Genomic DNA, 22,223 nt, shown 5'->3' with positions numbered 1-22,223 from the left:
CATCAGAACCGCTCATCGGAACCGCCCGTCAGGGCCGCCCCGGGGCGGCGTGCCGTCAGGGGAGCCATTATCCTCTGCTGCGCCGGGGCTTTGGAGGATTTCGATCTCTCATGGGTATGCGATCATGGCCAGCGTGATACGGCGGCTGGCGGTGCTGGACTGGGTCCGGCTCGGGGTGCTCGCCGTGGGCCTGGCATGTGTGGCCACCGGGTTGCTGCCCGCGGAGGAGGCCCTCGCCAACGTGCGGCGCATCGGGCCGCTGCTGCTCTTCCTGGCGGCGGTCATCGTGCTGGCCGAGCTGGCCAAGGAGGCCGACGTCTTCGACGTCCTCGCCGGCCGGCTCGCGATCATCGGACGAGGCAACTATGCCGCCCTTTTCCTGCTCTGCACGGCTTTCGCATCATTTGTCACGATATTTCTGAACCTGGACACCACGGCGGTGCTGCTCACGCCCGTCATGCTGGCCCTGGCGCCCCGCGCGCGCATCGCCACCCTGCCCCTGGCGATGACCACCATCTGGCTGGCCAACACCGCGAGCCTGCTGCTGCCGGTCTCCAACCTGACCAACCTGCTCGCCATGGACCGGGTCGGGCTGTCCACCCGCGACTTCGCCGTGCGCATGTGGGCGCCGCAGGTCGCCTCCATCGCCGTGACCATGCTGTTCCTGTGGGTCTTCTACTGGCGGCGCGGCGAGCGGGGCGCCGACCGGTACCAGCCGCCGTCCCCGGCCCCGGTGGGCGACCGGGTGCTGTTCTTCGTCGCGGGCGGCGCCTGCCTGCTGTTCATCGCGGCCATCCTCGCCGGCGTCCAGATCGGCGCGGCCGCGGCGGTGGCGGCCGTCCTGGTGATCGCGGCCTTCGCGTGGCGCGACCGCTCCAAGCTGACCTGGGGGCTGTTCCCCTGGCAGCTGCTGGTCTTCGTGACCGGGCTGTTCCTCGTGGTGCCCACGCTGAGCAGGTACGGGCTCGACGACCTCATGCGCGCGATCATCGGCGGCACGGGCGACACCGCGGGCGACTACCGCGCCGCCGCGGCCGGCGCAGGGTTGTCCAACCTGGTCAACAACCTGCCCGCCTACTACGCCGGCGAGCGGGTGATCCCCCCGGCCAACCACGACCAGCTGCTCTCGCTGCTCATCGGCACCAACGTCGGGCCGGTGATCACCCCGTGGGGGTCGCTGGCGACGCTGCTGTGGTTCGAGTGGTGCCGCCGCCGCGCCGTGAAGGTGCCCCTGCTCAAGTTCGTGCTCACCGGGGTCGGCCTGTGCGCCGCCGGCATCGCCGCCACGATCACGGCGCTGCTGCTCACCGCGTAGCGGCGGCGACCAGCCCGAGCAGGTCGTCCATCAGCTCGGGGCCGGCGGCGACGAAGTTGCGGCGGTGCGCGGGCAGGTCGGTGCGCCCGTCGAAGGGCCTGCCGTCGAACCCCCGCACGCACAGGCCCGCCTCCTGCGCGATCAGCAGGCCCCCGGGCAGGTCGACCGCCTCGGCGCGGTAGCCCACCACCGCGTCGATGTCGCCCCGCGCGAGCATCACCCAGCCCAGCAGCGGGGCCCACAGTTGCAGCACTCTGCGCGCCCGCAGGTCGAGCGCCGCCTTCAGCGACCGCATGGCCGGATCGTCGCGGACCACCTCGTGCCCCTGGGTCCAGGCCAGCACCGGCCCGTGCGTCCCCGCCGGGCGCTGTGGGCGGCGCACCGGCCCGCGGGGGCCGAGCGCGCCCTGCCCCCGCACCGCCGACCAGGTCTGCCCGCCGACGGGGTCGTGGACGACGCCGAGCCGCGGCAGCCCCTGATGGCACAACGCGAGCCCGACCACGTACAGCGGCAGGCCGATCGCCAGGTTGTTGGTGCCGTCGAGCGGGTCGACGAACCATGTCCAGTCGGCGCCCGCGTCCCCGGACGCGCCGGACTCCTCGGCCACCACGCGATGCGCGGGGAAGGCGGCCTGGATGCGCTCCAGCAGGAGCTTCTCGGCGGCGACGTCCAGGTCGGTGACCAGGTCGCCGCCGTTCTTGGCGCGGATCGCGAACGTGCCCGAGGCCCGTTCCCGCAGCAGCGTTCCCGCGGCCTCCGCGGCCTCCACGGCCACCCGCCGGGCGTGTTCGAGATCCATCTGGACCCTCCTATGCTCGCGCCAGGTGCTCCGCGGCCAGCCGGGCGGCCCGCGCGGTCTCCTCATCGTCGCAGCGGCGCCGGACCACCCGGTGGGGGCGCGTGCCAAGCGGCCCGAGGGACAGATCGGCCATGCCCGGACGCCCGTTGCCCAGCGCGATCGTGGCGGTGTCGGTGCCCTCGGGGATCACGCTGCGGTGGAACACCCCGGCGCGCAGGGTGTAGACCTCGCCGGCGCCGTAGATCGACGACGCCCCCGGCGCGTAGGAGACGGTGCGCCCGGTGGGGCGGATGCTGTCCACATCACCCGCGCTGACCACCTCGAACACCCGGTGGGAGGCTCCGGCGGCGCGGTCGGCCACCGTGGCCAGTTCATTGCGCACCTGGCCGAACAGGACATAGCTGATCAGATCCCAGCTGTGGCAGTGGACGCCGGAGGTGGTGGTGGCGACGCTCGGCACGTCGGCCGACCAGATGTGCACGCACACGCCGTGCTCGCCGCTGCGCTCGACCGGCAGGCACAGGAACCCGAGCGGATGGCGCACCGCTCTGATCGCCGACCGGCCCGCCGCGATGCCCCGCAGCAGGCGCAGCACCCGGGCGGGGAGGGCGCGGGGCGCCGCGCCCGACGCCAGCTCCTCGTACAGGTCGTCGTACCTCACGCGGGCCTCATGCCGAGTAGGGGTTCTTCGCGCGGATGGCCTTGCGGATGATCTCGACCACGTCGCGGTCGCCGTAGGCCTTCGGCAGGCCGAGCCCGAGGGCCTCGAACAGCTTGCGCACCTCGTCGACGGTGGGCTCTTCGCCCACCTGCGTCGCCTTGGCCGACTCCAGGGGGACGCGCCTCGCCTGGTCGAGGCTCGCGATCAGCTCGGTGGCGCAGTGGTCGTAGTAGAAGCTGCCGCGCCGGGTCACCAGGGCGCGGTTGGGGTCCTCCACCGTGATGATCACATGATTCGCGGACAGGTCCCACCGGAACGTCGTCATGGTCGCCGCCAGCCCGAGGTGGATGTCCAGCAGGCTGAACCGCTGGCGGTACCAGCAGGCCGCCAGGATGGTGGCGTAGGACTCCTTGCGCGTGCGGTCGACCGTCCAGTACTCGCCGGTGCCGTCGGGCGCGTCGGACACCGACCGGCGGAAGCGCACGTACGCCTCGCAGACGCCGAGGTGGGTGGGGTCGATGATCTCCAGGCGCACGAGCAGGGCCTTGCGCTCGCGGCGGGCGGCCACGACCAGCTCGGGGAGGGTCACCGCCCGCACGTAGGTGCCCGTGCCGCCCTTGAAGTACCAGCGGTCGGTGGAGCGCCGCGCCTCGGCGTGCGCCTCGGCGATCTCGTCGGCGCCGTTGAGCACCTGCACCACCTGCAGGTCGTCGAGCACGCGCTTGGCGCTCTGGACGACCGCCTCGAGGTGGGTGAGCCGGTCGAGGCGCGCGGGAAGGTCGGCCAGCGCGCCGGAGGTCGTGCGGAAGTTCTCCTTGATCGTCTCCTCCATGGGCTCCTGCCGCCACCGGTCGCGCAGGATCGCCGCGGTGAGCAGGCCCAGCACGAGCAGGGTCACCCCGCTGATCAGCTCGCTCTTGGGCTGGCCCATGATCTCGTCGCTCGCGGTCAGGCCGAGGAAGGCGATGAAGACCGCCAGCACCAGGGCGATGACGCCGTCGGCGTTCTTGCCGACCCAAGCAACGAACCTGCCCATGCGCTCCATGGCGCCCGCCCCGCCTCGACGATCAGTAAGCCCCGTGGTCATGGTAACGGGAGGGTAAACCGGAGGCCAGTGCCGGGCTTCGCGACGCCGATCGCGGCCGGCCGCCGTCGCGGCGGCGGAATTGTCGGTGGCGGCGCGTAGGTTATGGAGATGTGAGGCCGGTAACAGATTTGCAGCGCAGGGTGGCGCCTTTCCAGGTCGTCACCGACATGACCCCCTCGGGCGACCAGCCGACGGCGATCGCCGAGCTCGAGCGGCGGGTCAAGGCCGGGGAGAAGGACAACGTCCTGCTGGGCGCCACGGGCACCGGCAAGACCGCCACCGTGGCCTGGCTCATCGAGCGGCTCCAGCGCCCCGCTCTGGTGATGCAGCCGAACAAGACGCTCGCCGCGCAGTTCGCCAACGAGCTTCGCGAGATGCTGCCCGGCAACGCGGTCGAGTACTTCGTCTCCTACTACGACTACTACCAGCCCGAGGCGTACGTCCCGCAGACCGACACCTACATCGAGAAGGACTCCTCGATCAACGACGAGGTCGACCGGCTGCGGCACTCGGCGACCAACTCGCTGCTGACCCGCCGCGACACCGTCGTGGTGGCCTCGGTGTCGTGCATCTACGGCCTCGGCACCCCGCAGGAGTACGTCGACCGTATGGTCCGGCTCAAGGTCGGCCAGCAGATCGAGCGCGACCAGCTCCTGCGCCGCCTGGTCGACATGCAGTACGCCCGCAACGACCTGTCCTTCACCCGGGGCACCTTCCGCGTGCGCGGCGACACCGTCGAGGTGATCCCGCAGTACGAGGAGCTCGCCGTCCGCATCGAGATGTTCGGCGACGAGATCGAGAAGCTGGCGACGCTCCACCCGCTCACCGGAGAGGTCATCACCGAGGACGAGGAGCTCTACATCTTCCCCGCCTCCCACTACGTCGCCGGCCCCGAGCGCATGGAGCGCGCGATCGGCGACATCGAGGCCGAGCTGGCCGCGACCCTGGCCACCATGGAGAAGCAGGGCAAGCTGCTGGAGGCCCAGCGGCTGCGCATGCGCACCACCTACGACATCGAGATGATGCGCCAGGTCGGCACCTGCTCCGGCATCGAGAACTACTCGCGGCACATCGACGGCCGCGAGGCGGGCACCGCGCCCAACACCCTGCTCGACTACTTCCCCGAGGACTTCGTCCTGGTCCTGGACGAGTCCCACCAGACCGTGCCGCAGATCGGCGCGATGTACGAGGGCGACGCCTCGCGCAAGCGCACCCTGGTCGACCACGGCTTCCGCCTGCCCTCGGCCATGGACAACCGCCCGCTCAAGTGGGAGGAGTTCCTCGAGCGCATCGGGCAGACCGTCTACCTGTCCGCCACGCCGGGGCCCTACGAGCTCGGCCGCAGCAAGGGCGAGGTCGTCGAGCAGGTCATCCGCCCCACGGGCCTGGTCGACCCCGAGGTGGTCGTCAAGCCGACCAAGGGGCAGATCGACGACCTGGTCCACGAGATCCGCGAGCGCGCCGAGAAGGACGAGCGGGTCCTGGTCACCACCCTGACCAAGAAGATGTCGGAGGACCTCACCGACTACCTCCTCGAGCTCGGCATCCGCGTGCGCTACCTCCACAGCGAGGTCGACACGCTGCGCCGCATCGAGCTGCTCCGCGAGCTGCGCATGGGCGAGTTCGACGTCCTGGTCGGCATCAACCTGCTGCGCGAGGGCCTCGACCTGCCCGAGGTGTCGCTGGTGGCCATCCTCGACGCCGACAAGGAGGGCTTCCTGCGCAGCGAGACCTCCCTGATCCAGACGATCGGCCGCGCGGCGCGCAACGTCTCCGGCCAGGTCCACATGTACGCCGACCGGGTCACGCCCTCGATGGAGCGCGCGATCGAGGAGACCAACCGGCGCCGGGCCAAGCAGGTCGCCTACAACGAGGCGAACGGCGTCGACCCGCAGCCGCTGCGCAAGAAGATCGCCGACATCCTCGACTCCCTCGTCCGGGAGGACGCCGACACCGAGCAGCTCCTCGGCGGCGGCCGCCAGCAGAGCCGCGGCAAGGCGCCGGTCCCGGGGCTGAGCGCCCGCCAGACCGGCCAGCACGCCAAGGCCATCGCCGGCGAGATGCCGAGGGCCCAGCTGGAGTCGCTGGTCCAGTCGCTGACCGAGCAGATGCACACCGCCGCGGCCGACCTGCAGTTCGAGGTCGCCGCCCGTCTCCGCGACGAGATCAAGGAGCTCAAACGCGAAGTCCGCGACATGCGGGAGGCCGGCGTCCACTGATCCGCCGTCCGCTGACGACCGTCCACTGACCACCGTCCACCGAGCGGCCGAGGCCCCGCGCTCACGCGGGCCTCGGCCGGGTGTTCGACGTCGCCGGCGGCGCCCGGCCAACGGATGACCTTGCGAAGATCGAGCTCGACGTCCGCCTGCGAACCGGTGCCGGTCCGCAGCCGGCCGCGGTGGATCCCGATCGCCGCGTGGTCCCGTGGTGGCGGGGTGGTCACGAGGGTTGCGGGAGGCGGGATGCCATCTTGCGGGCGCGGCGCCGGCGCAGGAGGCGGAAGGCCCACCAGGCCGGGACGGCCAGCACGACCAGCCCCACGACGACCAGCACCGGGAAGAAGACGGCGACCAGGCTCATGCCCAGCGACCCGGCGTCCTCCATGGTGCTGACCACCGGGGCTCCGACGCCCGCGGTGGAGACGTTGACGACCGGCCGGGCCGTGGCCTTCATCACGTGCACCGCCAGGGCGACGCCGATGCCGAGCACCCAGCTCACCCAGGGGTTGTGCGCCATCCAGGTGGAGTGGTCGAGCTGCGAGGCCGCCTGTGTGGCGCTGAAGGCCACGCCGCCGGCGGCGGGACGCACGGCCGTCTGGATCATGTCGTTGACGTGGTCGACGACCGGCACCTTGTCGAGCACCATCTCGGCCACCAGCAGCACCCCGATGATGGCCAGCACCCACCCGTTGGTCAGCCACGCGTAGTCGTGCGGCAGCCGGACGGCGTTCGTGAAATTGGCCAGCAGGCCGACCACCAGCAGCGGGATGTAGGCGTTGAGCCCCGCGGCCGTGGACAGCCCGAGACCGGTCAGCGCCGCGAGCATCGAACCTCCACCTTTCCATGCTTTCCGATGGAGAAGACGAATGAGCAGATGCCCATCGTTCCCGCCGTCAAGCACGGCGCCGCGAAGTCGTGTGAATGTTCGAACGGGCGGCGGCGGGATCAGGCGCCGGTGATGCGCCGCAGCCGGTCGACGGCCGAGGCGAACTCCTCGATGATCTCGTAGGCGACCTGGCGGGACGGTTTGACCTGGTCGAGCTGGCCGACGACCTGGCCGACGAAGTAGTTCGCCAGTTCCCGGGCGCCCGGCTCGCCGTTCTCGGCCGCGTCGCCGATGCGGGCCAGAGCCCCCTCGGCGAGGAGCATCTGCAGGGGCATCGGCAGCGGCCCGGGACTCTCTGGGGCCTCGTCCCATTCGGTGGTCCAGGCCGAGACGAGCTGCCGCGCCGGCTTGCCGGTGCGCGCCCGCGACCGCACGGTGTCCAGGGAGGTGGCGGCGAGCATCTTGCGCTTGACGACCGAGGGGGTCTCGGCCTCCTCGGTGGTGAGCCAGACCGAGCCGCACCACACGCCCTCGGCGCCGAGGGCCATCGCCGCGGCCATCTGCCGGCCGTTCGCCACCCCGCCCGCCGCGAGCACCGGGATCGGCGCCACGGCGTCCACGACCTGGGGGACGAGCACCATCGTGGACACCTCGCCGGTGTGCCCGCCGGCCTCGGTGCCCTGGGCGACGATCAGGTCGGCTCCCTCGGCGACCTGGCGGCGGGCGTGCTCGACCGTGCCGACCAGCGCGGCGATCGGCACTCCGGCGGCGCGGGCCTTGGCGACCATGGCCGGGGGCGGCGGGCCGAGCGCGCTGGCGATCAGGCGGATCGGGTGCCGGAGCGCCACGTCGACCAGACCGGTCGCGCCGGAGTGCGTGACCCGGCGCCCGACCTCGTCGGCGTGGCCGCCGACCGAGCCGAGCGTGAAGGGCTTGCCCTTGCCCACGCCGTACTTGGCGAACAGGTGGGTGACGAAGTCGCGGTGGACCTCGGGGATGTGGTCGAGCAGCCGCTCGGCGGGGTCGGCCGCCGCCCGGTCGATGCGCGCGGGGACGAGCACGTCCACGCCGTAGGGCCGGCCGCGCACCTGCCGGTCGATCCAGCACAGCTCGCGGTCGAGCTGCTCGGGGGAGTGGGCCGCCGCGCCGAGGACGCCGAACCCGCCCGCGTTGGTCACCGCGGCCACCACGTCCCGGCAGTGGCTGAAGGCGAACAGAGGGAACTCGACCCCGAACATGTCACTGATTCCCGTCCGCATGCCGCGACGGTAACCCGCGCGACCGCCCCGGTCCAGGTCCGTTACCGGACGATGCGTGCCGGGCGGCCGGCGGTCAGGTGGTGGGCAGCGAGGCGGCCCGCTCGGAGACCGGCGCCGGGAGGATCTCCGGGGCCGCGAGGTCGGCCGGAGAAGGGGAGTCACCGGGGGGCGGCGGAGCCTCGGAGGGGGAGTGCCAGCCGGTTTCGGGGGTGTAGCGGCGCACGACGCGGGCCGGGACGCCGGCGATGACGCAGTGGTCGGGGAACTCGCCGCGCACCACCGCGCCGCCGGCGACGACCGACTGCCTGCCGATGCGGGTGCCGGGCAGGATGACCGCCCCGGCGCCGATCCAGGAGCCGGACCCGATGGACACCGGGTTGTTGCGCGGCCACTGGCGGCCGATGGGCAGCTCGGGGTCGTCGTACACGTGGTTCTGGTCGGTGATGTAGACGTACGGTCCCGTGAACACGTCGTCGCCGATGTCGATCGACTGGTGGCCGACGATGTGGCTGCCGCGCCCGATGGAGCAGCCGCCGCCGACGCGGACGATCGAGCGGGGGCCGAGGTCGACCCCCGGTCCCATGCCGGCCGAGATGGAGACGCGCTCCCCGACCAGCGTGTGGTCGCCGATCTCGATCCACGCCTCCCCGAAGATCGCTCCCTGCGGGAACGACAGGCACGCCCCCTCGCCGAGGCGGCGGAAGCGGTACCCGGCCGGGGTCTTGGGCGTGACCGCTCCGGTCGCGCGGATCGCGGCCCACGCGCGGTGGATGAGGCCGTTGATGATCCGGCGTAGTGCATCACGGGGTGACATAACCGGAAAAGTTACCGCTTGGTTAGCATGCAGGGAACGGACGCCCCGGACCGTTCGGGCACTTCGCGAGCGTCCTTTGATATCCTGAGAGCCCGTGGACACGAGGTCGCCCGTCGGACGGCCACGATCAGAACGGACCACGGGAGACCCTCCTTGCGCAGCGCCGCAAACACCAAGCATCTGTTCGTCACCGGAGGCGTCGCCTCCAGTCTCGGCAAAGGGCTGACAGCCTCGAGCCTGGGGCGCCTGCTGAAGCTCCGCGGCCTGCGGGTCACCATGCAGAAGCTGGACCCCTACCTCAACGTCGACCCCGGCACCATGAACCCCTTCCAGCACGGCGAGGTCTTCGTCACCGACGACGGCGCCGAGACCGATCTGGACGTGGGTCACTACGAGCGGTTCCTGGACACCGAGCTGCACGGCTCGGCCAACGTCACCACCGGCCAGGTGTACTCCAACGTCATCGCCAAGGAGCGGCGCGGGGAGTACCTCGGCGACACCGTCCAGGTGATCCCGCACATCACCAACGAGATCAAGGACCGCATCCGCGGCATGGCCGGCCCCGACGTGGACGTGGTCATCACCGAGGTCGGCGGCACCGTCGGCGACATCGAGTCGCTGCCCTTCCTCGAGGCCGTGCGCCAGGTCCGCCACGAGGTCGGCCGGGACAACGTCTTCTTCCTGCACGTCTCGCTGCTGCCGTACATCGGCCCGAGCGGCGAGCTGAAGACCAAGCCGACCCAGCACTCGGTCGCCGCGCTGCGCAGCATCGGCATCCAGCCCGACGCCATCGTCTGCCGCTCCGACCGGCCCATCACCACCTCGCTCAAGCGCAAGATCAGCCTCATGTGCGACGTGGACGAGGACGCCGTGGTGTCGGCCGTGGACGCGCCGAGCATCTACGACATCCCGAAGGTCCTGCACTCCGAAGGCCTGGACGCCTACGTGATCCGCCGCCTCGGCCTGCCGTTCCGCGACGTCGACTGGCACGAGTGGGACCAGCTCCTGCGCCGGGTGCACCGCCCGGCCAAGGAGGTCACGATCGCGCTGGTGGGCAAGTACATCGACCTGCCCGACGCCTACCTGTCGGTCACCGAGGCGCTGCGCGCCGGCGGGTTCGCCTGCGACGCGCGGGTCAACATCCGCTGGGTCAAGAGCGACGACTGCGAGACCCCCGAGGGCGCCGAGCGCGAGCTCGACGGCGTGGACGGCGTGCTCATCCCCGGCGGCTTCGGCGTGCGCGGCATCGAGGGCAAGCTCGGCGCGGTGCGGCACGCCCGCGAGCGGCAGGTCCCGCTGCTCGGCATCTGCCTGGGCATGCAGTGCATGGTCATCGAGGCCGCCCGCAACCTGGCCGGCATCGAGGGCGCCGACAGCACCGAGTTCGACCCCGAGACCGCCGACCCGGTGATCAGCACCATGGCCGACCAGGAGGACGTGGTGGCGGGCGAGCGCGACATGGGCGGCACCATGCGGCTCGGCCTGTACCCCGCCCGGCTCGCCGAGGGGTCGATCGTGCGGGGGCTGTACGGCACCGGAACGGTGAGCGAGCGCCACCGCCACCGCTATGAGGTCGGCAACGCCTACCGCGAACCGCTGGAGAAGGTCGGCATGGTGTTCTCCGGGCTGTCCCCGGACGGAAGGCTCGTGGAGTACGCCGAGCTGGACGCCGACACGCACCCGTTCTTCGTCGGCACCCAGGCGCACCCGGAGTTCCGGTCCCGCCCGACCCGCGCGCACCCGCTGTTCCGCGGCCTGATCGACGCGGCGCTGACCTACGCCGACGTGCGCGAGGCCGCCGCCAAGGCCGGGCGGGGCGCGTGAGCGCCGCCCCGGGCCGCCCGCCCGCCCGCGACCTGAGCACCGAGGACGTCCAGGACGTGCCCTCCTCCTGGGAGGTGCGGGGCGAGCGCGTCCACCTCACGGCGCGGGTGATCACGGTGCGCACCGACACCGTCAGCATGCCCGGCGACGAGGTCGCCGAGCGCGACTACGTCGTGCACCCTGGTTCGGTCGCCGTCGTCGCGCTCGACGAGGACGACCGGGTGCTGCTGCTGCGGCAGTACCGCCATCCCGTGCGCAAGCTGCTGTGGGAGCTGCCCGCCGGCATCCGGGACGTCAGGGGCGAGCCGCCGGTCGAGTGCGCGGTGCGCGAGCTGGCCGAGGAGTCCGGCTACCGGGCCAAGACCTGGCACACGCTGCTGGACACCTTCACCTCGCCGGGCATGTCCGACGAGCGCATCCGCGTCTTCCTGGCCCGCGATCTGGAGGCGATCCCCGAGGAGGAGATGGCGTTCGAGCGCCGGCACGAGGAGGTGGACATGCCCGTCGTATGGGTTCCGCTGCTCGAAGCCGTGCATAAGACGCTGAGCGGAATGATCCACAATGGTCCCGCCGTCGCGGGTATTCTCGCCGCGTACGCCGCATTGCCGGACGGCTTCACCACCCTGCGTCCCGCCGACGCCGAGGAGGCCTGACAGGAGGTCCCGTCCTGAGCGCACACGCCGACGCCGAGGCCGTGTCCGCCGCCTATCTCTCCCACCTCGCGGTGGAGCGGGGCCTGGCGGTCAACACCCTCGCCTCCTACCGGCGTGACCTCCGGCGCTATCTGGAGCACCTGCGCTCGCGCGGGTGCCCGTCCCTGGCCCAGGTGGCCGAGGCGGACGTCGAGGCGTTCCTGACGGCCCTGCGCGAGGGCGACGAGCGTCATCCCGCCCTGGTGGCCAGCTCGGCCGCCAGGGCCGTCTCCGCCGTGCGCGGGCTTCACCGGTTCGCCGCGCGCGAGGGGATGACGGCGCACGACCCCGCGCGCGAGGTGCACCCGCCGAGCCGGCTGCGTCACCTGCCCAAGGCGATCGGGGTGGCCGAGGTCGAGCGGCTCATCGCCGCCGCCGGGCCGAAGGACGCGCCGCTGACCCACCGCAACCGGGCCCTGCTGGAGGTCCTGTACGGCACGGGGGCGCGCATCTCCGAGGCCGTGGGGATGACCGTGGAGGACGTGGAGCCCGAGCGGGTGCGGCTGCGGGGCAAGGGCGGGCGCGCCCGCGTGGTGCCGATCGGCCGGTTCGCCCGCGAGGCCCTCGGCGCCTACCTGACGCGGGCACGGCCGCTGATCTGGGCGCAGGGGGGCGGCGGCGCGGCGCTGTTCCTCAACGCCCGCGGAGGCCGGCTCACCCGCCAGGGGGCCTGGGAGGTGCTGCGGTCGGCCGCCGAGCGGGCCGGACTGACCGGTGTCTCGCCGCACATGTTGCGCCATTCGTTCGCAACTCACCTCCTCGACGGAGGAGCGGACGTTAGGGTTGTCCAGGAACTGCTCGGCCACGCCTCGGTCGCGACCACCCAGGTCTACACCCTCGTCGGGGTCGACCGGCTCCGCGCGGCCTACGCGGCGGTCCAAGACGGGGCCGATCGTCCAACTTCATAGCTCTCGGGCGCGTCGCCTTGCCGCTTACGTGCCCACCCCATAGTGTCCGTCCGGACGGTCCGGTTCGGGGCCGTCAGGGAGGTTCAACTGGTGACTGCGACCACAGACGCTTCAATCCGGGAGATTCCCGGTGCCCCCGAGGGTGGATGGGGTGACACCAGGAGCGACGGGATCCTTGGTCCCACCGGCCGGCCGCGTCCCGTCTTCCCAGATCCGGTGCCCCCGACCACGCACGGCCCCGCGAGGGTCGTGGCCATGGTCAACCAGAAGGGCGGCGTCGGCAAGACCACCACGACGATCAACCTCGGGGCCTCGCTCGCCGAGTGCGGGCAGAAGGTCCTGCTCGTCGACTTCGACCCGCAGGGCGCGCTCTCGGTCGGTCTGGGCATCGACCCGCGCCCGCTCGAGGCGACCATCTACGACCTGATCATGGAAGAGCAGGACGTCACCGCCGAGGACGTCCTGCTGGCCACCAGCGTCGAGAACATGGACCTGCTGCCCAGCAACATCTTCCTGTCCGGCGCCGAGATCCGGCTGGTCAACGAGGTGGCCCGCGAGTACGCCCTCGGCCGCTCGCTGGAGCCGCTGCTCCCGCACTACGACATCTGCCTGATCGACTGCCAGCCCTCGCTCGGCCTGCTGGCGGTCAACGCGCTGACCTGCGCGCACAGCGTCATGGTGCCGCTCGAGTGCGAGTTCTTCGCGCTGCGGGGCGTCGCCCTGCTGATGGAGTCGATCACCAAGGTGCAGGAGCGCCTGAACAAGAACCTCGAGATCGACGGCATCCTGGCCACCATGTACGACCCGCGCACGCTGCACGCGCGCGAGGTGCTCCAGACGATCATGCAGGGCTTCGGCGACAAGGTCTTCCACACGGTGATCAACCGCACCGTCCGGTTCCCCGACGCCACCCTCGCCGGCGAGCCGATCACCCAGTTCGACTCCGCCTCCATGGGCGCCACCGCCTACCGCGAGCTGGCTCGCGAGGTCCTGGCCCGCTGGTCACAGGAGGGCTGATCCGCCCGCACCGCCGACCGGTCCGCACCGCCGGCCGTGAGGGCGGTCCCGCGCGGCGGCGGCCGCCGTGCGGGACAATGGGCCGGTGACCCCAGAGCCCGAGACGGCCCAGGCCAGGCCGGACGCCTTCCAGGTGCACCTGGAGGTCTTCGAAGGCCCCTTCGACGTGCTGCTCGCGCTGATCTCCAAGCACAAGCTCGACATCACCGAGGTGTCCCTGCACCAGGTGACCGACGAGTTCATCGCGCACATCCGCTCCCGCGGCCCCGAGTGGGACCTGGACCTGGCCAGCCACTTCCTGCTCGTCGCCGCCACTCTCCTGGACCTCAAGGCCGCCCGCCTGCTGCCCACGGGCGAGGTGGAGGACGAGGAGGACCTGGCGCTGCTGGAGGCCCGCGACCTGCTGTTCGCCCGCCTGCTGCAGTACCGCGCCTACAAGGAGGTCGCGAAGGTCTTCGCCGGCCGGATGGCCGAGGAGGCCCTGCGCTTCCCCCGGTCGGTGCCCATGGAGCCGCAGTTCGCGGGGCTGCTGCCCGAACTGGTGCTCGGCATCGGCCCCGAGCGGCTGGCCAAGATCGCGGCGAGGGTGTTCACGCCGAAGGCCGCGCCGTCGGTGTCCACCGCCCACATCTACCAACCGGTCGCCAACGTCCGCGAGCAAGCGGCTATCCTTGTGCAGCGGCTCCGGCGCGTGCGCACCGCGACGTTCCGGGCCCTGACCGCCGACTGCGCGGGCACCTTCGAGGTCATCGCGCGCTTCCTGGCCGTCCTTGAGCTCTACCGGGAGGCCGCGGTCTCCTTCGAGCAGATAGAGCCGCTCGGAGATCTGCACGTGACCTGGACGGGCGCCGACGACGGAGACGTCGCGGTGGTCGACGACTACGACGAGGGCCCCGCGGGCGACCGCGACCGGCAGGACGGCGACGACGCCGGCGGCCGGCCGCACCCCGAAGGCCGAGAGAGCGAAGATGCAGCCGATGAGTCCTGACGCCGGGCGCCCGCCCGGCGACGCGCCCGTCCCCGCCGGCGAGACCGCCGAGCCGGGCCTGCGGGCCGGCCTGGAGGCCATCCTGCTCGTCGTCGACGAACCGGTCGCCGAGGTCACCCTGGCCCAGGTGCTCGAACGCCCCTCGCGCGAGGTCGCCGAGGCCCTGCGCGAGCTGTCGGCGGAATACACCGCCGACGGGCGGGGTTTCGACCTGCGGGAGGTCGCCGGAGGATGGCGTCTCTACACGCGGGCCGGGTGCGCCGCGGTGGTGGAGCGCTTCGTCCGCGACGGGCAGCAGGCCCGTCTGACGCAGGCCGCCCTGGAGACCCTCGCGGTCGTGGCCTACCGCCAGCCGGTGAGCCGGGCGAGGGTCGCCGCCGTACGAGGGGTCAACAGCGACGGCGTCATGCGCACGCTGGCGGCGCGCGGGCTGGTCGAGGAGGCCGGCACCGATCCCGAGAGCCAGGCGGTGCTCTACCGCACGAGCTCGTACTTCCTGGAGAGGCTGGGGCTGCGGAGCCTCGACGAGCTGCCCGCGCTCGCCCCGTTCCTCCCCGACGACGTGGAAAACCTAGAGGAGCATCAGAAGTGAACAACAGGCGTGGTACCCCGTCCGGTGATGGACGCGGTCGAGGACGCGGCGGCGCCCCCGGCGGCGCCTCAGGCTCCCGTGGAGGGGCCGGAGCCCGTGGCGGCTCCGGCGGCTTCCGGAGCGGAGGCGGCCCGCGAGGAGGCGGCCAGAGCGGCTCTCGCGCGCGATACGGCAGGCCGGGCGACGACCGAGGCGGGGCGTCCGGCGACGACCGCCGTGCCCCGTTCCGGGGCGACGAGCGGCGCGGCTCCTTCGGCGACGACCGCCGGGGCTCGTTCCGCGACGACCGGGGCGGTTCGTCCCGTGGTGACGACCGCCGGGGCTCCTTCCGCGACGACCGGGGCGGTTCGCCTCGCGGCGATGACCGCCGTCCTCCGTTCCGGAGTGACGAGCGGCGTGGTTCCTTCGGCGACGACCGCCGGGGTTCCTTCCGCGACGACCGGGGCGGTTCGTCCCGCGGCGATGACCGCAGGAGCTCCTTCCGCGATGACCGGGGCGGTGCCCCGCGCGGCGACGATCGGCGTCCTCCGTTCCGGAGTGACGAGCGGCGTGGTTCCTTCGGCGACGACCGCCGGGGTTCCTTCCGCGACGACGACCGCGCGGCTCCGCGCGCCGGGCGCGGCGGCTCCCGCGAGCGCTACGGCAGGGACGAGACCGGCCGCGACCGGCCCGTCCGCGACGAGGGCCGTTTCGCCGGCGGCTCCGGCGGCCGGTACGGGCGCGACGACCGGCGTGAGGGCCGGCGCGACGAGGTGCAGACCATCGGCGGCTCGCTCGGCGGCTCGTCCGCCGGCACCCGTGGCCGCTACGGCCGCCCCGAGGGCGGCCGGGCGCAGGACCGCTTCGGCCGTGGCGCCGCGCCCGCGGGCCGCGACGCGGCCGGTCGTGGCGGCGCTCCCGCGGCGCGCGGCAAGGCGACGCGCTCCGGAGCCCCGGCCGGGCGCGGGCAGGCCGCCCGTCCCGAGCGCGGCGGCGCGTTCAAGACCGCCCGCCAGCCGCTGCGCGACCCCGATTTCTTCCCCGCCGGCTACACCGACGAGCGCGACACCACCGAGGTGCCCGACGGCATCCGGCTGCAGAAGGTCCTCGCCCAGGCCGGCGTCGCGGCGCGGCGCACCTGCGAGGAGATGATCGGCGAGGGACGGGTCACCGTGGACGGCCAGGTCGTGCGGCGCTTCGGCGCCCGCGTCGATCCGGCCAAGCAGGTCATCCACGTCGACGGCAAGCGCATCCCCACCGCCCCCGACCTGGTCTACTTCGCGATCAACAAGCCGATCGGCGTCGTCAGCACCATGTCCGACCCCGAGGGCCGTCCGTCGCTGGCCGACTACGTGGCCGACCGCACCGAGCGGCTGTTCCACGTCGGGCGCCTGGACACCGAGACCGAGGGCCTGATCATCCTCACCAACGACGGCGAGCTGGCCCACCGGCTGACCCACCCGAGTTTCGGCGTGCAGAAGAAGTACTGGGCCAAGGTGCCCGGGCCCATTCCGCGCGACCTGGGCCGCCGGCTGAAGTCGGGCGTCGAGCTGGAGGACGGCCTGGTCAAGGCCGACGAGTTCAAGATCGTGCAGGAGCACGGTCAGCAGGCCCTGGTCGAGGTCGTCCTGCACGAGGGGCGCAAGCACGTCGTGCGGCGCATGCTGGAGCTCGCCGGTCACAACGTGATCGACCTGGCCCGCATCGAGTTCGGGCCGGTCAAGCTCGGCCGGCTCAAGCCGGGCACCCTGCGCGCGCTCACCCTCGTGGAGGTCGGCGAACTCTACGCCACCGTGGGAATGTAGCCTGACGGGAAGCGGAGCACGACCGGACGCCCTGCGAGAGGGGAAAGCCATGGTGCGGGCCATCCGGGGCGCCGTCCAGATCGATTCCAACGATCGGGAGGCGATCCTCGAGGGAGTGACCGAGCTGGTCAGCGAGGTCATGGAGCGCAACAGGCTGACCACCGACGAGGTGATCAGCGTGATCTTCACGGCCACTCCCGACCTCACCGCGGAGTTCCCCGCGCTCGCCGCCCGCAAGCTCGGCTTCCACGACGTGCCGCTGATCTGCGCCAGCGAGATCGACGTGCCCGGGGCGCTGCCCCGGGTCGTCCGGCTGATGGCCCACGTGGCCACCGACCGCCCCCGCCAGCAGATCCAGCACGTCTACCTGCGCGGCGCCGCCGCGCTGAGAGTGGACATCGCCCAGTGAACGAACGGCCGCGCGGCATCGAGAGCGTCCTGGTCGTCGGCACCGGGCTGATCGGCACGTCGGTCGCCCTGGCCCTGCGCGAGCACGGCGTCACCGTCAAGCTCACCGACCAGAGCCCCGGTGCGGTGCGCGTGGCGTGCGAGCTCGGCGCCGGGGACGAGTGGGAGCCAGGCGGCGACCGCGTCGACCTGGCCGTGATCGCCGTGCCGCCCCAGTTCGTGGCCGACTGGCTGCTCGACCTGCAGAAGACCGAGGCCGCCCGCTTCTACACCGACGTGGCCAGCGTCAAGGCGCTGCCCATCGAGCAGGCGCGCCGGCTCGGCTGTGACCTGAGCGCCTACGTGGCCGGCCACCCGCTGGCCGGCCGCGAGCGGTCCGGGCCCGGCGCGGCCCGGGCCGATGTGTTCCTCGGCCGTCCCTGGGCGTACTGCCCCGGGCGCGAGACCTCGCCGCGCGCCGTCGCGGCCGTGCTGTCGCTCATCGAGCTGTGCGGCGGCAACGCCGTCAAGGTCGACCCGGTGGCGCACGACGAGGCCGTCGCGCTGATCTCGCACGCCCCGCACGTGGCCGCCTCCGCCGTCGCCGCGCGGCTGGTCGGCGCCTCCGACACCGCGCTCGGCCTGGCCGGGCCGGGAGTGCGGGACGTCACCCGGGTCGCGGGCGGCGATCCTGACCTGTGGACGGTCATCCTGTCGGGCAACGCCCGCCCGGTGGCGGAGGTCCTGGAGGCCGTCGCCACCGACCTGGCCGCAGCGGCGGCGGCCCTGCGCGCGGTCTCGGTGGACGACGACGGGGCCATAGCGCGGGTCACCGAGCTGCTGCGGCGCGGAAACGCCGGCCGGAGCCGCATCCCCGGCAAGCACGGCGGGCCCGCGCGGGCGTACGCCGTGGTGCAGGTGCTCGTCGGCGACCGGCCCGGCGAGCTGGCGCGCCTGTTCCAGGTGGCCCAGGACGCCGGGGTCAACATCGAGGACGTCCGCCTGGAGCACGCCCCCGGGCTGCCGCTGGGCGCCGCCGAACTGTCGGTCCAGCCCGAGTCCGCCGAGGTGCTCGCCGAGGCCCTGCGCTCGCACGGGTGGCATGTGCCCTAGTCCCGTCAGGGGCTTGGGCCGACGATGCCCGGGTGGTGGAGGATTCCCGGTACCCTCATTGCGGACAACTCAATCGGGACGCAGAGGGAGATGCCGTGACCGCACTGGTCGTCGCCATGGACGGCCCTTCGGGGTCGGGCAAGTCGAGTGCGTCGCGCGGGGTGGCGCGCGCGCTCGGGCTGCGCTATCTCGACACCGGGGCGATGTACCGCGCGATCACCTGGTGGATGCTCGAGCACGGCGTCGAGGTGGCCGACGCGGCCGCGGTCGCCGGCCGGGCCGGCGAGCCGGTGCTCGTCATCGCCACCGACCCGGACGCCCCGGGCGTCACGGCGGACGGCCGCGACGTCTCCGCCGAGATCCGCACCGGCGAGGTCACCGCGGCGGTGTCCGCGGTCAGCGCGGTGCCCGAGGTGCGCGCCCGGCTGGTCGCCGAGCAGCGCGCCATCATCGGCGAGGGCGACATCGTGGTGGAGGGACGCGACATCGGCACCGTGGTGGCCCCCGGCGCGCCCGTCAAGATCTACCTGACCGCGAGCCCCGAGGCCCGCGCCCGGCGCCGCACCGCCGAGCTGACCGGCACCACCGTGGAGGCCCAGCGGGCCGCGATGGCGCGGCGTGACACCCTTGACTCGACCCGCAAGGCCGACCCTCTGGTGATGGCGGCGGACGCGGTCGAGCTGGACACCACGGAGCTCAACCTCGAAGAGGTCGTCTCCGAGGTCCTCAGACTTGTGAAAGAGCGCACCTGATCCGGTGACGCGCGAGCGGGACGCCCTCCGGGGCGCCGCGCCCGCCGGCCGCCGAGGCAAGGATGGGCCCCGATGGAAACGGACGTGACGTGACGGGGGAGTACGACGACGAGGCCGGCTGGATCGAGGCCGACCTCGCGGAATTCGAGCAGGACGGCGCGCCCGCCGAGGCCGAGCCGGACGCCGGCCCACTGCCGGTGGTCGCCGTCGTGGGGCGTCCGAACGTGGGCAAGTCCACGCTGGTCAACCGCATCATCGGCCGCCGCGAGGCGGTCGTGGAGGACGTGCCCGGCGTGACCCGCGACCGGGTGACCTACGAGGGCACCTGGCGGGGCCGCCGCTTCACCCTGGTGGACACCGGCGGGTGGGATCCCGACGCCACCGGCATGGCGCTGCGCATCGCCGAGCAGGCGCAGATCGCGGTCGAGCTGGCCGATGTGATCCTGTTCGTGGTGGACGCCACGGTCGGGGTGACCGACGCCGACGAGACCGTCGCCGCGGTGCTGCGCCGTTCGGGCAAGCCGCTCGTGCTGGCCGCCAACAAGGTGGACGACCAGCGCATGGAGCTGGAGGCGACGGCCCTGTGGTCGCTCGGCCTCGGCGAGCCGCAGCCGGTGTCGGCCCTGCACGGCCGTTCCAGCGGAGACCTGCTGGACGTCCTGCTGCAGATCATGCCCGAGGCCCCGCCGCAGCGGTTCGGCGCCGAGCGCGGGCCCCGCAGGGTCGCGCTGGTCGGCAAGCCGAACGTCGGCAAGTCCTCGTTGCTGAACAAGCTGGCCGGCGAGGAGCGGGTGCTGGTCGACCCGATGGCGGGCACCACCCGCGACCCGGTCGACGAGCTGGTCGAGCTGGGCGGCAAGACCTGGCGCTTCGTCGACACCGCGGGCATCAGGCGCCGCGAGCGCGAGCTGCAGGGCGCCGACTTCTACGCGGGCATGCGCACCAAGGCCGCCCTGGAGCGGTCGGAGGTCGCCGTCGTGCTCATCGACGCCTCCGAGGTGCTCACCGAGCAGGACCTGCGCATCATCAGCATGGTCATCGAGTCGGGCCGTTGCATGGTCGTCGCGTTCAACAAGTGGGACCTGGTCGACGAGGACCGCCGCCACTACCTGGAGAAGGAGATCGACCGCCAGCTCGTCCGCGTCCCGTGGGCGCTGCGGGTCAACATCTCCGCCAAGACCGGGCGGCACGTCGACCGGCTGGTCCCGGCGATCGAGCGGGCCCTTGAGTCCTGGAGCACGCGCGTGCCGACGGCCCGGCTCAACACCTTCCTGTCGGACCTGGTCGCGGCCACCCCGCCGCCGGTGCGCGGCGGCAAGCAGCCCAAGATCCTGTTCGCCACGCAGGCGTCGACCGAGCCGCCCAAGTTCGTGCTGTTCACCTCGGGCTTCCTGGAGGAGACCTACCGCCGCTTCATCGAGCGCCGCATCCGCGAGGAGTTCGGCTTCGCCGGCTCCCCGGTGGAGGTCAGCATGCGCATCCGCGACAAGCGCGGCGCCGCCAAGAAGAAGTAGCCGCTCACCTCTCCCCGCCGGCCCGGCTCACGGCCGGCGGCGGGGGAGGGCGAGGGCCGTCACGGCGCCCACGGCGCACAGGGCGGCGGTCAGCAGGAAGATCTCGGTGTACTCCGTGTGCAGCGCCTGGACGACCTTCGCGCTGTACTCGGCCAGCCGCCGGGCGTACTCCGCGCGTTCCACGCCGAACGGCAGCGGCGTGTCCAGATGGGCCGTCAGCGACTGGAAGCGGTGGAACCCCCAGGCCGACAGCGCGGCGACGCCCAGCAGCATGCCCATCATGCGGGTCACCACGACCGCCGCCGAGGCGACCCCGTGGCGTCCGGCGGGGGTCGCCCGCAGCACGGCCGAGGACACCGGCGCGATCACCGCGCCCAGCCCCAGGCCCGCCACGGCCAGGTCGACGTCCACGCGTGACAGGCCGAACGGGTAGGAGGCGGCCGCGGGGTCCAGCGGCCAGCGGGAGATCAGGAAGTATCCGGCGGCGGCCACGGCCAGCCCTGCCACGGCGACCGCCCGCTCGCCGAACCGGCGGGCCAGCACCCCGCCCGCCAGCGCGGCGAGCGCGAGGGCGACCAGGAACCGCGAGAGCACCAGCGCACCCCCGACGGTGTCCTCGCCCAGCAGGGTCTGGGCGGCGAGCTGCACGTCCACCAGGGTGACCAGCAGCGCAGCCCCGGTGAGGAAGCTGACCCCGAGCGACGCCCAGAACGGGGCGCGCCGCACGCCGGCCATGGCCAGCAGCCGCACGGGCGCGCGCAGCTCCCACGCGACGAACCCCGCGACGGCGACCACGCCCGCCGCGATCGCCGGCACGCCCCAGGAGGGCAGGACCGCCTTGTCGGGCTCGGGGTTGTACAGCCCGGCCACGAGCAGGCCCAGCGCGAGGGCCAGCAGCAGCCCGCCCACCACGTCGACGCGCGTCCGGGGCCCGCCGCGCGGCGCGGGCGGCGGCACCGCCCGGTGGACGGCCACCGCCGCGATCAGGGCGAGCGGGATGTTGACCCAGAAGATGCCCCGCCAGCCCACCAGCGCGGCCACCCCCGCCCCGTACAGGGGGCCGAGGACGCTGCCCAGCTCCTGCGCCGCGCCCACGGCCCCCAGGGCGACCGGTCGGGCGTGCTCGTCCCACAGGTCGCCGACGAGCGCCATCGTGATCGGCAGCAGCGCGCCGCCCGCGATGCCCTGGAGCGTGCGGCCGGCCGTGAGCAGCGGGACCGACGCGGCGAGCGCGGTGACCGCGGAGCCGGCCGCGAACCCGGCCAGGCAGGCGTGGATCAGCGGCCGTCGCCCGTACCGGTCGGAGAGCTGCCCGAGCAACGGCATGGCGGCCACGTAGCCGAGCAGGAAGCCGGTGACGATCGGGGTGGCCCGTTCGAGGTGGTTGACGGGCACGCCAAGGTCGCGGGCGACGTCGATCAGGACGGTCACCACGACGTAGGCGTCCAGCGCGGCCAGCAGGACGGCCGTCCCGCCGACGCCCAGGGCCACCCGCCGGACCGCGACCGGGCCGGCGGGCGCGGCCGCCGAGCCGGGCTCCGCATGGGGCGCCGGAGAGGAAGCGGGGACCGGTTCGCCGGAATGGCTCATGGGCTCGCGCTCGGCGTGGGTCATGGATTCGTGCTCGGGGCGGGTCTGGCGCTCGGGGTGGGTCATGGATTCGTGCTCTGGG

Annotated in this window: 20 protein-coding genes; 13 read left to right on the top strand and 7 right to left on the bottom strand. The window is 72.8% G+C overall.

Annotation, left to right across the window (positions count from 1 at the left end; all coding sequences use genetic code 11):
• Positions 1-124: 124 nt before the first annotated feature.
• Positions 125-1,315, top strand: a complete 1,191-nt coding sequence (locus tag ACFQSB_RS16390; RefSeq protein WP_354918863.1) for an ArsB/NhaD family transporter — start codon at positions 125-127, stop codon at positions 1,313-1,315.
• On the opposite strand, the gene ACFQSB_RS16385 is transcribed toward ACFQSB_RS16390, so the two are convergent.
• From ACFQSB_RS16385 to ACFQSB_RS16375, 3 genes are read right to left on the bottom strand one after another with little or no spacing between them, the layout of a single operon-like run.
• Entirely contained in the window at positions 1,305-2,114 is an 810-nt protein-coding gene (locus tag ACFQSB_RS16385) for an inositol monophosphatase family protein (protein WP_354846104.1), read from the bottom strand. The genes ACFQSB_RS16390 and ACFQSB_RS16385 overlap by 11 nt on opposite strands.
• Positions 2,115-2,124: 10 nt before the next feature.
• A complete protein-coding gene (locus ACFQSB_RS16380) occupies positions 2,125-2,775 on the bottom strand; it encodes a hypothetical protein (RefSeq protein ID WP_380827367.1) in 651 nt (216 codons plus the stop codon).
• 7 nt (positions 2,776-2,782) lie between these two features.
• Positions 2,783-3,811 (bottom strand): hypothetical protein, encoded by a 1,029-nt coding sequence (locus ACFQSB_RS16375; protein WP_354846110.1) that lies wholly within the window; start codon positions 3,809-3,811, stop codon positions 2,783-2,785.
• Between the two features lie 161 nt (positions 3,812-3,972).
• Here ACFQSB_RS16375 and uvrB point away from each other — a divergent pair, with 161 nt between their 5' ends.
• Positions 3,973-6,081: an excinuclease ABC subunit UvrB gene (gene uvrB / locus ACFQSB_RS16370; protein WP_380827366.1), complete on the top strand. Its 2,109-nt coding sequence runs from the start codon at positions 3,973-3,975 to the stop codon at positions 6,079-6,081.
• A gap of 220 nt (positions 6,082-6,301) precedes the next feature.
• Here the strand turns inward: uvrB and ACFQSB_RS16365 are convergent, their stop codons facing one another.
• The 3 genes from ACFQSB_RS16365 to ACFQSB_RS16355 form a co-directional block, all read right to left on the bottom strand.
• Entirely contained in the window at positions 6,302-6,907 is a 606-nt protein-coding gene (locus tag ACFQSB_RS16365; RefSeq protein WP_354918877.1) for a DUF4126 domain-containing protein, read from the bottom strand.
• A gap of 119 nt (positions 6,908-7,026) precedes the next feature.
• Entirely contained in the window at positions 7,027-8,166 is a 1,140-nt protein-coding gene (locus ACFQSB_RS16360; protein ID WP_380827363.1) for a nitronate monooxygenase, read from the bottom strand.
• 73 nt (positions 8,167-8,239) lie between these two features.
• On the bottom strand, positions 8,240-8,980 hold the full coding sequence (locus tag ACFQSB_RS16355) for an acyltransferase (RefSeq protein ID WP_380827362.1): 741 nt from the start codon (positions 8,978-8,980) through the stop codon (positions 8,240-8,242).
• Between the two features lie 153 nt (positions 8,981-9,133).
• Here ACFQSB_RS16355 and ACFQSB_RS16350 point away from each other — a divergent pair, with 153 nt between their 5' ends.
• The 11 genes from ACFQSB_RS16350 (at position 9,134) to der (ending at position 20,551) form a co-directional block, all read left to right on the top strand.
• The gene (locus ACFQSB_RS16350; RefSeq protein ID WP_354846125.1) at positions 9,134-10,804 is read left to right on the top strand and encodes a CTP synthase; all 1,671 of its coding nucleotides are present in this window, start codon (positions 9,134-9,136) and stop codon (positions 10,802-10,804) included.
• Positions 10,801-11,457: an NUDIX domain-containing protein gene (locus ACFQSB_RS16345; RefSeq protein ID WP_380827361.1), complete on the top strand. Its 657-nt coding sequence runs from the start codon at positions 10,801-10,803 to the stop codon at positions 11,455-11,457. Before ACFQSB_RS16350 ends, ACFQSB_RS16345 begins: the two co-directional genes overlap by 4 nt.
• 41 nt (positions 11,458-11,498) lie before the next feature.
• Entirely contained in the window at positions 11,499-12,404 is a 906-nt protein-coding gene (locus tag ACFQSB_RS16340; RefSeq protein ID WP_380827360.1) for a site-specific tyrosine recombinase XerD, read from the top strand.
• A gap of 90 nt (positions 12,405-12,494) precedes the next feature.
• The gene (locus tag ACFQSB_RS16335; protein ID WP_380827359.1) at positions 12,495-13,421 is read left to right on the top strand and encodes a ParA family protein; all 927 of its coding nucleotides are present in this window, start codon (positions 12,495-12,497) and stop codon (positions 13,419-13,421) included.
• Between the two features lie 85 nt (positions 13,422-13,506).
• The gene (locus tag ACFQSB_RS16330; protein ID WP_354918891.1) at positions 13,507-14,409 is read left to right on the top strand and encodes a segregation and condensation protein A; all 903 of its coding nucleotides are present in this window, start codon (positions 13,507-13,509) and stop codon (positions 14,407-14,409) included.
• Positions 14,399-15,001, top strand: coding sequence for an SMC-Scp complex subunit ScpB (gene scpB, locus ACFQSB_RS16325; protein ID WP_354846131.1), 603 nt, complete (start codon positions 14,399-14,401; stop codon positions 14,999-15,001). Before ACFQSB_RS16330 ends, scpB begins: the two co-directional genes overlap by 11 nt.
• Positions 14,998-16,785 (top strand): pseudouridine synthase, encoded by a 1,788-nt coding sequence (locus tag ACFQSB_RS16320; protein ID WP_380827357.1) that lies wholly within the window; start codon positions 14,998-15,000, stop codon positions 16,783-16,785. The genes scpB and ACFQSB_RS16320 overlap by 4 nt, the downstream gene beginning before the upstream one ends.
• Before the next feature lie 49 nt (positions 16,786-16,834).
• Entirely contained in the window at positions 16,835-17,194 is a 360-nt protein-coding gene (gene aroH, locus ACFQSB_RS16315) for a chorismate mutase (RefSeq protein WP_354846136.1), read from the top strand.
• Positions 17,191-18,285, top strand: coding sequence for a prephenate dehydrogenase (locus ACFQSB_RS16310; RefSeq protein WP_380827356.1), 1,095 nt, complete (start codon positions 17,191-17,193; stop codon positions 18,283-18,285). Before aroH ends, ACFQSB_RS16310 begins: the two co-directional genes overlap by 4 nt.
• Positions 18,286-18,401: 116 nt before the next feature.
• Positions 18,402-19,037 (top strand): (d)CMP kinase, encoded by a 636-nt coding sequence (cmk, locus tag ACFQSB_RS16305; protein WP_354846503.1) that lies wholly within the window; start codon positions 18,402-18,404, stop codon positions 19,035-19,037.
• Between the two features lie 62 nt (positions 19,038-19,099).
• Entirely contained in the window at positions 19,100-20,551 is a 1,452-nt protein-coding gene (der, locus tag ACFQSB_RS16300) for a ribosome biogenesis GTPase Der (protein WP_380827354.1), read from the top strand.
• A 27-nt stretch (positions 20,552-20,578) separates the two neighbouring features.
• Here der and ACFQSB_RS16295 read toward each other — a convergent pair whose 3' ends face one another.
• Positions 20,579-22,207 (bottom strand): MFS transporter, encoded by a 1,629-nt coding sequence (locus tag ACFQSB_RS16295; RefSeq protein WP_380827353.1) that lies wholly within the window; start codon positions 22,205-22,207, stop codon positions 20,579-20,581.
• Positions 22,208-22,223: the final 16 nt, after the last annotated feature.

It is taken from the genome of Sphaerisporangium rhizosphaerae (assembly GCF_042665155.1).
Classification (GTDB): domain Bacteria; phylum Actinomycetota; class Actinomycetes; order Streptosporangiales; family Streptosporangiaceae; genus Sphaerisporangium; species Sphaerisporangium rhizosphaerae.
This window is presented reverse-complemented; position numbering and strand designations above follow the sequence as displayed.